Annotated in this window: 15 protein-coding genes; 6 read left to right on the top strand and 9 right to left on the bottom strand. The window is 71.4% G+C overall.

Annotated elements, in window-relative coordinates:
- Nucleotides 1-7 precede the first annotated feature (7 nt).
- The 9 genes from fliF to DEJ13_RS08350 form a co-directional block, all read right to left on the bottom strand.
- Nucleotides 8-1,681, bottom strand: coding sequence for a flagellar basal-body MS-ring/collar protein FliF (gene fliF / locus DEJ13_RS08390; RefSeq protein ID WP_111107332.1), 1,674 nt, complete (start codon nucleotides 1,679-1,681; stop codon nucleotides 8-10).
- Entirely contained in the window at nucleotides 1,681-2,010 is a 330-nt protein-coding gene (gene fliE, locus DEJ13_RS08385) for a flagellar hook-basal body complex protein FliE (RefSeq protein WP_111107333.1), read from the bottom strand. The genes fliF and fliE overlap by 1 nt, the downstream gene beginning before the upstream one ends.
- On the bottom strand, nucleotides 2,010-2,405 hold the full coding sequence (locus tag DEJ13_RS08380; protein ID WP_056124952.1) for a flagellar basal body rod protein FlgC: 396 nt from the start codon (nucleotides 2,403-2,405) through the stop codon (nucleotides 2,010-2,012). The genes fliE and DEJ13_RS08380 overlap by 1 nt, the downstream gene beginning before the upstream one ends.
- Entirely contained in the window at nucleotides 2,402-2,746 is a 345-nt protein-coding gene (locus DEJ13_RS08375; protein WP_056124953.1) for a flagellar basal body rod protein FlgB, read from the bottom strand. Before DEJ13_RS08375 ends, DEJ13_RS08380 begins: the two co-directional genes overlap by 4 nt.
- A 320-nt stretch (nucleotides 2,747-3,066) precedes the next feature.
- Complete coding sequence (locus DEJ13_RS08370; RefSeq protein WP_146245263.1) at nucleotides 3,067-3,381, bottom strand: hypothetical protein; 315 nt, start codon at nucleotides 3,379-3,381, stop codon at nucleotides 3,067-3,069.
- Nucleotides 3,371-3,796 (bottom strand): flagellar export chaperone FliS, encoded by a 426-nt coding sequence (fliS, locus tag DEJ13_RS08365; RefSeq protein WP_056124959.1) that lies wholly within the window; start codon nucleotides 3,794-3,796, stop codon nucleotides 3,371-3,373. Before fliS ends, DEJ13_RS08370 begins: the two co-directional genes overlap by 11 nt.
- Nucleotides 3,797-3,809: 13 nt before the next feature.
- The gene (gene fliD / locus DEJ13_RS08360; protein ID WP_111107335.1) at nucleotides 3,810-5,213 is read right to left on the bottom strand and encodes a flagellar filament capping protein FliD; all 1,404 of its coding nucleotides are present in this window, start codon (nucleotides 5,211-5,213) and stop codon (nucleotides 3,810-3,812) included.
- Between the two features lie 98 nt (nucleotides 5,214-5,311).
- On the bottom strand, nucleotides 5,312-6,472 hold the full coding sequence (locus DEJ13_RS08355) for a flagellin N-terminal helical domain-containing protein (RefSeq protein ID WP_111107336.1): 1,161 nt from the start codon (nucleotides 6,470-6,472) through the stop codon (nucleotides 5,312-5,314).
- A gap of 127 nt (nucleotides 6,473-6,599) precedes the next feature.
- Nucleotides 6,600-7,418 carry a sigma-70 family RNA polymerase sigma factor gene (locus tag DEJ13_RS08350; RefSeq protein ID WP_111107337.1) on the bottom strand — a complete coding sequence of 273 codons (819 nt, stop codon included), beginning with the start codon at nucleotides 7,416-7,418 and terminating at the stop codon, nucleotides 6,600-6,602.
- A 426-nt stretch (nucleotides 7,419-7,844) separates the two neighbouring features.
- Here DEJ13_RS08350 and DEJ13_RS08345 point away from each other — a divergent pair, with 426 nt between their 5' ends.
- The 6 genes from DEJ13_RS08345 to DEJ13_RS08320 all read left to right on the top strand — a co-directional run bounded on the left by DEJ13_RS08345 (nucleotide 7,845) and on the right by DEJ13_RS08320 (nucleotide 13,398).
- Nucleotides 7,845-8,330, top strand: a complete 486-nt coding sequence (locus DEJ13_RS08345) for a flagellar protein FlgN (RefSeq protein ID WP_111107401.1) — start codon at nucleotides 7,845-7,847, stop codon at nucleotides 8,328-8,330.
- A gap of 4 nt (nucleotides 8,331-8,334) precedes the next feature.
- Entirely contained in the window at nucleotides 8,335-9,756 is a 1,422-nt protein-coding gene (gene flgK / locus DEJ13_RS08340) for a flagellar hook-associated protein FlgK (RefSeq protein WP_111107338.1), read from the top strand.
- A gap of 2 nt (nucleotides 9,757-9,758) precedes the next feature.
- Nucleotides 9,759-10,640 (top strand): flagellar hook-associated protein FlgL, encoded by an 882-nt coding sequence (gene flgL / locus DEJ13_RS08335; RefSeq protein ID WP_181437075.1) that lies wholly within the window; start codon nucleotides 9,759-9,761, stop codon nucleotides 10,638-10,640.
- Nucleotides 10,637-11,029, top strand: a complete 393-nt coding sequence (gene fliW / locus DEJ13_RS08330; protein WP_111107340.1) for a flagellar assembly protein FliW — start codon at nucleotides 10,637-10,639, stop codon at nucleotides 11,027-11,029. The genes flgL and fliW overlap by 4 nt, the downstream gene beginning before the upstream one ends.
- 845 nt (nucleotides 11,030-11,874) lie before the next feature.
- The gene (locus DEJ13_RS08325; protein ID WP_111107341.1) at nucleotides 11,875-12,450 is read left to right on the top strand and encodes a putative endonuclease domain-containing protein; all 576 of its coding nucleotides are present in this window, start codon (nucleotides 11,875-11,877) and stop codon (nucleotides 12,448-12,450) included.
- 69 nt (nucleotides 12,451-12,519) lie between these two features.
- On the top strand, nucleotides 12,520-13,398 hold the full coding sequence (locus tag DEJ13_RS08320; protein WP_258374131.1) for a hypothetical protein: 879 nt from the start codon (nucleotides 12,520-12,522) through the stop codon (nucleotides 13,396-13,398).

Here is a 13,398-nt window from a genome sequence, read left to right as displayed (position 1 = left end):
GGGCCGCTCACACCGAGGTCCGGTCGTCGAGGAGCCCACGGAGGAGCTCGGCCGTGCGCTTCGGGTCGCGCTCCGCCAGGTTCGCGATGTCCTGGCGGCGGCGCTCGGCGCTGATCTCGTCGGTCGTCAGGACCTCGGTCGGGGCGTCGTCGTGCGGCAGCGTGGGCAGTGCGACGGTCGGCGCGTCCGCACCCGCTGCGAGTCCGGAGCGACCGGCGGCGGCGTCGACGGCCAGGGGCAGCTCGAAGGCCGCGCCGAACGCGTCGAGCTCGCCGACGTCGACGCTCTCGCGCTCCTGACGGCGTCCCCGACGAGCGAGGAAGACGATGAGCGCGATCAGCGCCAGCGCGATCCCGACCGCGATGCCCGCGGTGCGGATCGAGGACCAGAGGGCCTCCTGCTCGTCGGCGGCCTGCTGCGCCTTGAGTGCCTTGGCGGCCTCGTCGGCGGTGGTCGTGTCGAAGTCCATCATCGCGACCTTGACCTGGTCGCCGCGGGTGGTGTCGGCCCCGGCGGCCGCGGCCACCAGGTCGTTGATGCTCTGCAGGTTCGCGTTCTGCACCGACGCGGCCTTGCTGTTGAGGGCGACCGAGACGGTCTGCCGGTCGACGCCGCCGGACGGGATCTGCGTGGTCTCGGTGGTCTTGTCGACGGCGTTGTTCTTCGTCGCCGACTCGTTCTTGTACCCGCCGTCGCCGTTCGCGGCACCGGACGCCGTGCCGTTCGGGACCGCGATGTTGTCCGGCCCGAGGACACCCGTGGCGCCCTTGCCGCCGGCCGCGCCGGAGCCGTACTCCTCGGTGGTCGACGACTCGTTGAGCGCCACGGGTCCGGTCGTCGGGGTCGTGTAGGCCTCCGAGGTGCGGGTGCCTGTGTTCTGGTTCATCGTCGCCGACACCACGACGCTGGCGTTGCCGGCGCCGAGCGTGGTGTCGAGCAGGTCCTGGATCTTCTTCGACGTGGTGGCGTCGTAGTCGGCGGCCTGGTCGGCGCCGCTCCCCGTCGCCCCGGTGCCGACGGCGGACAGGGTCTGGCCCTTCGCGTCGACGACGGACACGTCGGTGGGCTGCATGCCCTCGACCGCGGCGCTCGTCAGGTGCACGATCGACTGCACCTGGTCGCTGGTCAGCTCGGTGCCGTTCTTCGTCGCGATGAACACCGACGCGGTCGGGTCCTTCTCCTCGGACACGAACACGGACTTCTCGGGGATCGCGAGCTGCACGGTGGCGGTCTGCACGCCGTCCATCGCCGAGATCGTCTTCGCGAGCTCACCCTCGATCGCGCGCTTGTAGGTGACGTCCTGCTGGAACTCGGAGCTCGTGACGCCCATCTTGTCGAGCAGCGAGTAGCCACCCTCGTTCGACGACGGCAGGCCGTTCGACGCCGCCTTCAACCGCTCGGTGTACACCGACGACTGCGGCACGAGGATCGTCGCGCCGCCGTCGGTGAGCTGGAACGGCACGCCGTCGGTGGTGAGCTGGTCGGTGACGCTGCTGGCGTCGGCCGCGGCCAGGCCCGTGAACAGCGGCGCGTAGGACGGCTTGCCGAGCCACGAGGCCAGGGCGACCCCGCCGAGGACGAGCGCCGCGACCGCCAGGATGGCGATCGTGCGCTGGGCGGCGGAGAAGCCCTTGACGTAGGCGCCGAGGCGTCCGAACAGGTTCTGCAGTGCGGCGGGCATCAGGCCTGCATCCTCATGATCTCGTTGAAGGCGTCGACGCCCTTGTTGCGGACGGCGGCCATGAGCTCGAGCGTGACCTGCGCGCGGGTGGACGCGATGGTGGCGTCGTGGATGTCGTCGAGGTTGCCGGTGACGGCCTTGACGGCCAGGGTCTTCGACGTGCTCTGCAGGTCCTGCAGCCCGTCGACGGCGCTGCCGAGGGTGGCCGCGAACGACCCGTCGGTGCCGGTCGTGGGCTGCGTGCCGGTGGCGGGCGTCGTGGCCTGGGACGTGCCGAACACGCCGGAGAGCGCGTTCGTGGTCACGCCGTTGACGGCGTCGATGGGCATCAGTTCTTCCCGATCTGCAGTGCCGCCTCGTAGGCGGTCTTGGCACGGTCGACCACGGCGGCGTTCGCCTGGTAGCCGCGCTGGGCCATGATGAGGTCCGCCATCTGCGTGCCGAGGTCGATGTCCGGCATGCGGACGTACCCCTCGGCGTTCGCGAGCGGGTTGTCCGGGTCGTAGGTCACGCGGCCGGCGGCGCTACCGAACGCGGCGCCCTTGACGTAGGCGCCGGAGACGCCGGCGCCCTCCTGGACCTCGACGTAGCGGGCCTGGAACGCCGAGTCGTCCATCGACCGCACGGTGTTGACGTTCGCGATGTTGTCCGAGATCGCGTCGAGCCACTTCCGGTGCACGGTGAGGCCGGTGCTCGCGATGCCGATCGCGTCGAAGGTCGTCACGAGTTCGTCCGCATCGCGGCGCGGACGCTCGTCAGCTCCGAGTTCATCGCCTGCGTGGCGAACTGGTAGCGCAGCACGGTGTCGACGTTGGAGAGCGTCTCCTCGTCGAGGTTGACGTTGTTGCCGTTGGTGTTCGTGGGCTCGAGGCTCCGTGCGACGGTCGGCGTGGTGCGGCCGGACCCGTCGACGACGGACTGGGCGAGGGCGTCCTCGAACTGCACCTTCTCGGCGTGGTAGTTCGTGGTGTTGACGTTCGCGATGTTGTTCGCGATCACACGCTGGCGCATCGACAGGCCGTCGAGCGCGCTCTGCAGCGCCGCCGACGTCACGGAATCGAACACGGGGGTACCCCTCGTCAGGACGGCTCCGCCCGGGGGCGAGGACGTCGTGCGGTGGTGGCCGATCCGTGGCCGGGTGGTCGAGCGATCCGTGCTCGTGGTGCGCTATCGGAGCGGTCCGAGGGGCTCGTTAGCGCTCGCCCCGAACGGGGGCCGGGACCCGTGCGGGGGTAGGTCCGCGCACGGCGCGTCGATCCGCGCGTGGTGACCGGCGGGCAGATCCGCGCACGGCAGGCCGGATCGTGCGTGGTCAGTCGGAAGTTCCGACCGACCATGCGCGATTCGGCTTCCTGTGCGCGAAGCTGTCCTGTGCGCGGAGTCGCCTACGCGCTGGCGTCGAGGTACACGGAGCGCTGCGGCTCGCGCGTGGCGTCGACCTGGCGCAGGGCGCCGAGGTGGTCGAGCGTCGCACGGCGCTGCAGTTCGAGTGCCTGGATGCGGTCCCGCTGCGCGGCGAGCAGCCGGGAGGCCCGCCCCACCAAGGCGCGCGGCACCGGTCCCAGCCCGGCCGGGGCGTGCCAGGGGGCCGGGTCGTCGGCGACCGCCGCCAGTTCCAGGACGGTGAGCACGGCCTCCCACTCGGCGCGGTGCGCCGCGTCGGCGAGGTGCGCCGCGTCGGCGGTCTCGTCAGGCGACACCGAGTGCCCCACCGGTCGCAGCGGGAGCGGCCGCGGTCATCGCGCCGGCGGCGTCGTGCCAGGCCTGGCGCAGCGGCTCGAGGATGCGGATGCAGTCCCGCGTCGCCTGGACGTCGCGGTGCACGTTCGCCGTGATGAGCGAGGTCGAGGCGTAGTTGTAGATGGCGAGCAGGCCCTCGCCGCCGTCCCATGCGTCGATGCGCAGGGTCGACGACAGCTCGCCGACGATCGCCTGGGCGTGCAGGAGCTGGTCGCGGGCGGCGTCCCAGTCGCTCGTCCCCTGCGCTGCCTCGGCTCGGTGCAGGTCGAGCAGCAGCCGGTCGTACAGCATCGTGACGAGCTGGGCCGGCGTCGCCGACAGCACGGACTCGTTCGTGTACTGCGCACGGCGGCGCAGCGTGTTCTTGTCGTACATGGGGTCTCCTCGCTCAGCTCGACGACAGCGCGGAGATCTGGCTGGTGAGCCAGCTCGACTGCGACTGCAGCTTGCTGAGACTGGTCTCGAGCGCCGAGTACTGCGACTGCAGCGTCGCGCGTCGCGCGGTCAGGCGGTCGGTCCAGGCGTCGATCTGGTCGTTGAGGTCCTTGACCACCGACTGCTGTCCGGTGATCGCGGTGGTGATGGAACCGGTGTACTTGTCGCTGACGGCGGTCGCGGCGTCCGAGACGGCCTGGGCCACGCCGGAGAGGATCGTCTGCGTGCCGGCGGGGTCGGCGGCCAGCGCCTTCTGGAAGGCGCCGGCGTCGAACGTGAAGGTGCCGTCCTTGCCGATGGTGATCCCGACGGACGACGGCGACTTCCCGTTGACCGGCGTGGACATCGCGCTCGTCAGGCGCTGCATCGCCGAACGCGTGGTCGCGTCACCGAGCAGGACGCCGGCGGTGGTGCTCGTCGCCCCCGTGGTCGGACTCGTGGTGCTCGTCACGCCCGTGTTCGACGCGTAGTAGCTCGCGACGGCGTTGAGCGCGTCGACGAGGCCGGAGGCCACCGCCTGCGCCTTGCTCGTGTCCCGCGCGACCGAGACCGTGACGGGGTCCGTCGAGGCCTTGCTCACCGTGACGCTGAGCCCCGGCAGCAGGTCGCCGAACGTGTTCGTCGCACTCGTGATCGTCTGCGCCGCCGCCGTGCCGGCCCACAGCGTGACCGAGGCATCGGCAGCGGCGGTGACCGTCGCGGCACCGGACTCGGTCAGCACGTTCGTCGCGGTGCCGGCCGAGACCTGGTCGGCGCTCCCCCGGTACACCGTGAACGCACCCGCGGCTCCGGTCGCCGTGCTCGTCAGCTGCAGCCGGTACAGCTTGGCGCCGGTGGCGTCGGTCCCGGCGGCGACCTTCGTCGCGCTCACGCCGGCGGCCGACCCGTTGATCGCCGTGACGGTGTCGTCGAGGGAGCCGGAGGCGGGGGTCACCGTGGTGGTCGTGCCGTCGGGCCTGACGAACGTCAGCGGCTCGGACTGCGACCCCCACGCGGTCATCGCCGCGGTGACGCCGACCTGGGCTGCCGCCGTCTGCCCGACCGTGAAGGACACGGACCCGGCCGAGGCGTTCGCCCCGGTGGAGACGCTCGCGTTCGCCGAGCTCGACGTCGCCGAGAACACGTCGAGCGACGCCGGCCCGGCCGCAGCCGCCGCCCTCGTGGCCAGGGACTGCACGAGACCGTTGAGCGTCTGCAGCGAGGAGATGAACGAGGTCGTCGCGGTGACCTTGTTCTTGAGCAGCGTCTGCGGGACCTGCTCGACGCTCATGAGCGAGTTGATGAGGTCCGTGGTCTTCAGCCCGCTGACCAGGCCGTCGATCGCGAGGCTGCTGGCCGTCGCTGACGTCGTCGACATCGTGGGGCTCCCGGGGCGCTACGGACTGGAGGGGAAGAGGGAGGGGTGCACCGCCGCCCGGAGGACCTGAACGACCCCGGACGGCGGTGCGCTCGCGGCTAGCGCAGGAGGGACAGCACGCCCTGCGTGCTCTGGTTCGCCTGCGCGAGCATCGAGGTGCCGGCCTGGCTGAGGATGTTGTCGCGCGTGTACTTGACCATCTCCTCGGCCATGTCGACGTCGGTGATGCGGGACTGCGCCGCGGTGAGGTTCTCCTTGGCCACGTTCGTCACGTTGATGGCGTGGTCGAAGCGGTTCTGGATCGCACCGAGGTTGGAGCGGGCCGAGGAGACCTTGGCGATCTGCTCGTCGATCAGCTTGATCGACGCCTGCGCCTTGTCGGCGGTGTCGAACGCGACGCCGCCGGTCGAGGTGGCGCCCGGAGTGCCGGCCGCGACGCCCGTGCCCGGGGTGGCGACGGCGACGTCGCCACCGTTGTTTGCGGTCACCGTGATGCCGGTGCCGGCACCGTTCGCGTCCTTGTTCACCGTGACGGTGAAGCTCTTCGAGAAGTTCGCGTCGGCCTTGAGGGCGTCGGCGTACCCCTGCACGCTGTCGAACGTGCCCGCGGCACCGAGGTCGGCCGTCTGGACCGTGGTGGTCTCGCCGCCCTTGGTGACCTCGAACGACGCCTTGCCGGCGACCTTCGAGATGTCCGCGATGTCGAACTTCGTCCCCGTGGTGCTCGAGCCACCGGCCAGGTTGTCGACGATCTTCGACACGTTCGCGCCGGAGAGGTCGACCGAGATCTGGCTGTTGGCGTCACCGTTCGCGCCGACCTGGAACTTCAGGGTCGCGTTGCTGTTGAGCAGCGACGTGCCGTTGAAGTTCGTGGACGAGGCGATGCGGCCGAGCTCCTGCTGGAGCTGGTCCGACTCGGTCTTGATGGCGTCGCGAGACGCCGCGTTGTTCGAGTCGTTGCCGGCCTGGACGGCCAGGTCGCGCATGCGCTGCAGGATCGAGTGGGTCTCGGTGAGCCCACCTTCAGCGGTCTGCACGACGGAGATGCCGTCCTGTGCGTTGCGGGCGGCGACCGTGAGGCCACCGACCTGGGACTTCAGCCCCTCGGAGATCGACAGACCGGCCGCGTCGTCGGCAGCACGGTTGATGCGGAGACCCGACGAGAGCTTCTCGAGGGACTTCGACAGGTCGTTCTGCGTCGAGTTCAGGTTCCGGTACGTGTTGAGTGCCGAGAGGTTGGTGTTGATGGACATACCCATGGTGGTTTCCTCCGTGAAATCTGGGTCTTCGTCTGCCCGTCCGTGGGCTGACATGGATGCCTGTCGACCGGGAGGCCGGAGGCGTTAGGAGAACCGGCACGATTTCCTCGGGGCCGGTCCTCCACGCTCAGCTGGCGACGACCTGGTGGCCGGACGCCGCGTCCTGCACCGCGCGGGCGACACCGACGGCCGCGTTCGTCGCGACACGGGCCAGGTAGGCGCTGCGCCGTGCGGTCGTGGTCCGCGAGACCGGCTCGGGCACCGTGCCGCCGTCGCCGTAGTGGGTGGCCAGGCCGTCGCGCAGCAGACGCATCGCCTCGGAGCGCTGCTGCGAGACCGCGGAGTGCGTGATGCCCAGCTCGGCGGCGACCTCGGTCACCGACCGGTCGCCGAAGTACACGGCCTCGACGACGTACCGCATCCGCTCCGGCAGCGCCTGGACGGCAGCGCGCAGGTAGCGGCGGCGCTCGGTCTCGACCAGGTCGTCGCCGGGCAGCGGCAGGTCGGCGGCGACGGTGTCGTGCACGGTCTCGTCGATCGGGGTCACGGTGCGCCCGGCATCGCTCATCGCGTCGACGGCGGTCTGACGGTCGACGCCCATCGCGTCGGCGATCTCCTGCACGGAGACGCTGCGGCCGAGTCGGGAGGACAGCGCCTCCTGGGTCGCGAGGGCCTCGCGGATGCGCTTGCGGGTGCCGCGGCTCGCCCAGTCGGCCGAGCGCATGTCGTCAGCGATCGCACCGGTGATGCGGGTCCGGGCGTAGGCGCCGAACGGGACGCCGAGGGTCGGGTCGAACGCCTCCGCGGCCGTGACCAGGGCGAGCGAGCCGACGGCGGCCAGGTCGTCCCGGTCGAGGTGGGTGGCTCGTGCACGGACGTCGGACACGATGTAGCCCACGAGCGGCAGGTGCTCGGTGATCATCGCGTTGCGTTCGGTGCGGTCCATGCGTGTTCCCCTGGTCGTCTCGATCGGTGCGGTCCCCGTCCCTGGGGCCGACCCGTCCGTGTCGTGGGCGCGGCAGACACCGGTCGCGTGGTGACCGGTGTGTACGCCGAAACCACCCGGGTCCCTCCGGGTGGGGCACGCCGCGCCCCCGAAGGCGCGTCTCGGGGTGTCCCCCGGTGTGCATCTCGAATGTATCGGCTGGCAAAGCCCTGAACACCCCTCCGATCGTCCCCAGTGCGGGGGGACGACGTGGTTCGTGGTGTCCTCACTTCGGTGGACAGCCCCGCTCTGGACCGCCAGATTGTCCCCCGGAGTGGAGGTGGCGCCGTGGACGGCTGGTCGTGTGCCCCTCGACGCACTTACGGAGCGGGACATCCGGCCGATAGTCACTCGTGTCCAAAGGACGACCGACACCGGGAGGAGATGATGAGCGTGAACGACCTGTCCGCCGTGCTCTGGCGCGAACGAGAACTGCTCGAGCTGCTCACGTTCAAGCTCGAGGAGGAGCAGCTGCTGCTCGCAGCCGGCCGCTCCCGCTGGGTGTCGCACGCCAGCCGTGAGGTCGAGCAGGTGCTCGAGCGGCTCCGCACCACGGGCCTCGAGCGCAGCGCGCAGAGCGCCGCCGTCGCCGAGGAGTGGGGCGTGGACCCCGACGCCCCGCTACGTGACGTCGTCGCCGCCGCGCCCTCGGGCCCCTGGGGCGAGATCCTGGCGTCACACCTGCAGGCGATGCTCGAGCTGACCACGCAGATCGGCGCGCTCAAGGACGAGAACGACCGCTTCCTCCGCTCGGCAGCCCAGGCGACCGAGGAGACCCTCGCGGGCACCGTCGGCGACACGGCCACCTACGACGCGACCGGGAGCTCCGGACGCGCGCCGGCCGGAGCGCGCCTGTTCGACGGGAGCCTGTAGCACCGTGGTCAGCACCTTCGGCTCCCTCGCCACCGCGTACTCCGGGCTGAGCGCAGCCCGCGCCGGCATCGAGGTCACCGGCCAGAACATCGCCAACGCCGGCACCGCCGGGTACACCCGCCAGCGCGTCACCCAGTCCTCGGTCCCCGCCGTGCAGACCGGGTTCATGCGCGGCACCGCGGCCCTCGCGGGTCAGGGGGTCTCGATCGACGGCATCGCCCGCCTCGGGTCGATGACGCTCGACGCCGGTGTGCGCTCCGCCACCGGGTCGTCCGCGTACGCCACCACCCGTGCGACCGCACTCGACCAGCTCGAGTCCGGGCTGCACGAACCGGGCGCCGACGGCTTGGCCACGAAGCTCGACACCATGTGGTCGGCGTGGAGCGACCTGTCCGCACACACCGACGACCCCGGAGCCGCGACGGCCCTGATCGGCGCTGCCGGCACGGTGGCCGCAGCCCTGTCGAGCGGCTCGAAGGCCGTCGACGCGCAGTGGACCGGTGTCCGCGCCACCGTCGCCGGGCAGGTGACGCAGCTGAACGACGCTGCGAAGCAGGTCGCCGACCTGAACGGCCGCATCCGCACCACCGTCGCCGGCGGCGGGAACGCGAACGAGCTCATGGACCAGCGCGACCAGCTCACCGAGCAGATCGCCGCGCTGGCCGGAGGCACCACCCGCACCAACGCGGACGGCACCGTCGACGTCCTGATCGGCGGCAACCCGCTCGTGCAGGGCACGGACGCCCGGTCCGTCGCCCTCGGAGGCGGGACCCGCCTCGGTGACGGCGCCGCGGTCACCCTGACGTGGACCTCGGGCTCGCAGTCCGCGGTGGCGCTCGGCGGCGGCTCCATCGCCGGCAACGTCTCGCTGCTCGCCCCGGCCGCCGCGAACGGCACCGGCGGAGCACTCGCCCAGGCCTCGGCCGCGTACGACCGCGTCGCGACGGCGCTCGCCACGCAGGTCAACGCCGCGCACCACGCCGGCACCACCCTGGCCGGCAGCACCGGTGTCGACTTCTTCGCCCTGACCGCCGGGGTCCCCGCGGCGCAGGGCCTGACCGTCCTGCCCACCGATGCCGCGGGCATCGCGACGCGGAACGCGGCGGGCGACCACGACGGGTCCGTCGCGGACGCCATCGGGCAGCTCGGATCGGCCGTGGACGCCCCCGATGCGTCCTGGGCGACGTTCGTGGCGGGGGTGGGCACGGCCTCCCGGTCGGCCACGTCCGAGGCGACGCTCTCCGGACTCGCGCTGACCAACGCACGCACCCAGCAGCAGTCCGGCGCGGGCGTCGACCTCGACGAGGAGAACGTGAACCTGTTGAGCTACCAGCACGCCTACCAGGGCGCCGCGCGCGTCCTGACCGCCGTCGACGAGATGCTCGACACGCTCATCAACCGCGTCGGCCTGGTCGGGAGGGGATGACGATGATCACCCGAGTCACCACGCAGATGTCCATGGCGGCAGCCACCTCGCGGCTGCAGGCGGGGGCGGCGAAGCTCGCGCAGCTCACCGACCAGGCCACGACGCTCAAGGCCATCGGGCGACCGTCCGACGACCCCGTCGGCACGGCGTCCGCGATGCAGGTCCGCAAGGACCAGGCCGCGAACGCGCAGTACACGCGGAACGCGAACGACGCCGCCGGTTGGCTCGCGACGACCGACAGCGCCCTCGGCGACGTGTACTCGGTGCTGTCGAAGGTGCGGGACCTGACCGTCCAGGCGGCGAACTCCGGCACGATGGGCGACGCCGACCGCGCCGCCCTGGTGACCGAGTTCCAGGGGCTCGCGACCGACCTGGCGTCGAGCGCGAACGCGAAGTACGGCACGAGGTCGGTCTTCGCCGGTTCCTCGACCGCCGCCACCGTGTTCGACCCGACCACCGGGTGGGCGTCCTCGACCGCCGCCGTCGACCGGCGCATCGGTGACGGCAGCACGGTCCGGGTCGACACCCCCGGAACGACCGTCTTCGGTTCCGGTGCGTCCTCGGTGTTCGCCACCATCACCTCGATCGTCACCGACCTGCAGAACGGGGTGGACGTGAACCCGCGCCTGAACGACCTCGACGCCCACATCGACACGGTGCGCGGCGTCCAAGCGGACGTCGGTGTCCGGCACGCCGCCGCGATCGCCGCGCAGTCGTCGCTCAAGTCGGCGTCGGTCGACCTCGAGGCACGACGCTCCTCGGTCGAGGACAAGGACCTCGCCAAGGCCGTCCTCGACCTGCAGGTGCAGCAGACCAACTACCAGGCAGCCCTCGCCGTCACCGCGAAGGTCCTGCAGCCGACCCTGATGGACTACCTCCGATGAGCATCCCCCTCACCTTCTCCGTCGCCCCGTTCGGCCTCGAGCCGCTCGACGCCTTCACGCTGACCCCGGTCGCCGACACCGACGGGCTGTTCACGCTGGTCGGGTCGGGCACCACGGCGTCCGGTGCCTCCGAGCCCCGGCTGTACCTGCTCGACGCGGCCGTGCACCTGCCGTCGTACGCGCCGTCGCTGTCCGATGCCCAGGCGTCCTCGATCGGGCTGACGGACCCCGCCGAGGCGATGCTGCTCGTGGTCGCCACACCCGGTGCCACAGGCACGACGGTGAACCTGCTCGCGCCCGTGGTCGTCAACGCGCGGACCGGTGTCGGCGCCCAGTTCATCCTGGAGGACCAGGACCTGCCCCTGCGCGCGGAGCTCGCGCGCGCGTAGGCGGTGGGGGTGGTGAGGGCGAGCGCCGGTGACCCGGACCCCGAACGACACTGTCGATGTCGTACGACACCGCACCTGTCGCACCGCCGGACGGCCGCCGCCCGAACGACAGTCTCGATGTCGTACGACACCGCACCTGTCGCACCGCCGGACCGCCGCCGCCCGAACGACAGGGCCGATGTCGTACGACACCGCACGTGTCGCACCGCCGGACCGCCGCCGCCCGAACGACAGTCTCGATGTCGTACGACACCGCACCTGTCGCACCGCCGGACCGCCGCCGCCCGAACGACAGCGTCGATGTCGTACGACACCGGCCCCGTCGCCCCGCCGGACCGCCGCCGCCCGAACGACAGTCTCGATGTCGTACGACACCGCACGTGTCGCACCGCCGACACGACGACTCCTCCACAGCATGGACGATCGGAGCGCCATCCACAGATCGGCCTCCGACTCCGGCGTGCCCCGGCCCACCGCGCGAGAGTGTCGGCATGCATACTCCAGCCCTTTCGGTGCCATTGATCAGGACCGCGCACCTCGCCAGCGCCGAGCGTCGAGCACTCCAGCGAGCAGCCCGTCGCGGCGAGTACATCGCTGTGCGGCCCGGTGTGCTCGTTCGTCCGGCGGACGTTGCAGGACTCTTCCCGGAACAACGCCATCTCGTGCTCGTTCGAGCGAGCGTGCCGCTGGTCGTGCCACCGCGGGCCATCTCGCATGCCTCGGCCGCGGCAGTCCATGCGTTGCCGTTCGTCCATCCGCCGCCGGATCAGGTCCAGCTGACCGACCCATGCCGAGCCCGGTCAGACGGCAGCCGTTTCCTCCGCGTCCACCACGGGGTCCTCGACATGCCGACCGAGACACCCGGCGAACAGCATCCGTCGACACTCCCCGTCGAGTTCGTCGGCGCACGGGTCACGTCCCTCGTCAGGACGCTCGCCGACGTCGCTTCCACGGCCCCCTGGTTGGCGTCCGTCCCGATGATCGATGCTGCCCTCGGCCGCGGGGCCACAACACCCGCGCTGCTCCGTGCAGCGCTCGACCGCGTGGCTCCCCAGGCGCATGCACGCGCCCGTGTGGCACTCGAGATGGGATCGGCGCTCTCGGGCTCCCCCGCCGAGTCCGTCGCACGGGTCCGGTTCCGGCAGCTCGGCACGCCCGAGCCGGTCCAACAGCACGAGTTCTCCCGCCCGGGGGAACAGCGCGCGGTTGTCGACTTCTGGTTCCCCGACCAGGGCGTCGTCGTCGAGGTCGACGGACGTGCCAAGTACGAGGACCCGCAGATGCTCGGCGGCATCTCGACCGCCGACGCGCATTGGCGCGAGAAACAGCGCGAGGACTTCGTCCGGCTGACCTGGGCCGACCTGACGGATCCCGAGATGGTCCGTGCAAAGCTCACGCAGGCGGGGATCCCATGCCGATGAGAACCACGTCCTGCGCGCCTTCCGGAGCCACCCAGCGAGCCCCGCACCTGCCCGGCGTAGCGTGGCGGCATGGCCCCGAAGCACAACGACCGGTCGGACCAGCGGGACCAGGCGATCATCCCCCTGCCGCACGCGCCGATCGACACCTCCTCACCGACCCCCTCGGCCCCGACCACCTCCAAGGGGTGGGCCAAGATGCTCGACCGGATCCTCGACGTCCAGCGCCCCGCCGTCGTCGCCCATGTCAACGGCATCCGGCGCCGAAAGCCCGACGCCACCCCGGCCGAGGTGATCCAGATCCTCGAGCGGCACTACCTCACGGCGGTGACGACGGGCGGTGCCGCGGTCGGGGCGAGCGCCGTGGTGCCGGGCATCGGCATGGCGGCGAGCTTCGGCCTGAGCGGTGCGGAGACGGTCGGCTTCCTCGAAGCGACGGCCCTGTTCGCGCAGTCCGTGACCGAGGTCCACGGCATCACGCTCGACGACCCGGAGCGGTCCCGCACCCTCGTCATGGCGATGATCCTCGGGACGCCCGGAACGCAGCTCATCAAGCAGCTCGCCGGACAGGCCGCGGGTGGTCAGGCCCGCACGGCCTTCTGGGGCGAGATGGTCGCCTCGTCGCTGCCGCAGCAGGCGGTCAGCGGGATCGCCAAGCAGGTCCGCGACTCCTTCATCAAGCGGTTCATCGCGCGGCAGGGCACGTCGATCCTGGGCCGTGCGCTGCCCTTCGGCATCGGTGCAGCGGTCGGTGGACTGGGCAACCACGCGCTCGGCCGCAAGGTGATCCAGGCCTCACGCAGCGGCTTCGGCGAACCGCCGGCGCACTTCCCGCTCGTGATCGGGGACGACCAGCGCGACCGGAAGCCCAGCCGCCGCGAACGGAAGCTGCAGCAGCAGGCCGACAAGCGGGCAGTGCGCGACGGACGGCGCAACAGCCGGGCGCTCTGA

Origin of the sequence: Curtobacterium sp. MCLR17_007, from assembly GCF_003234655.2 — a bacterium.
In the GTDB taxonomy this organism is placed as follows: Bacteria; Actinomycetota; Actinomycetes; order Actinomycetales; family Microbacteriaceae; genus Curtobacterium.
Note: the sequence above shows the minus strand (reverse complement) of the source record. Positions and strands in the feature narration are given on the sequence as shown.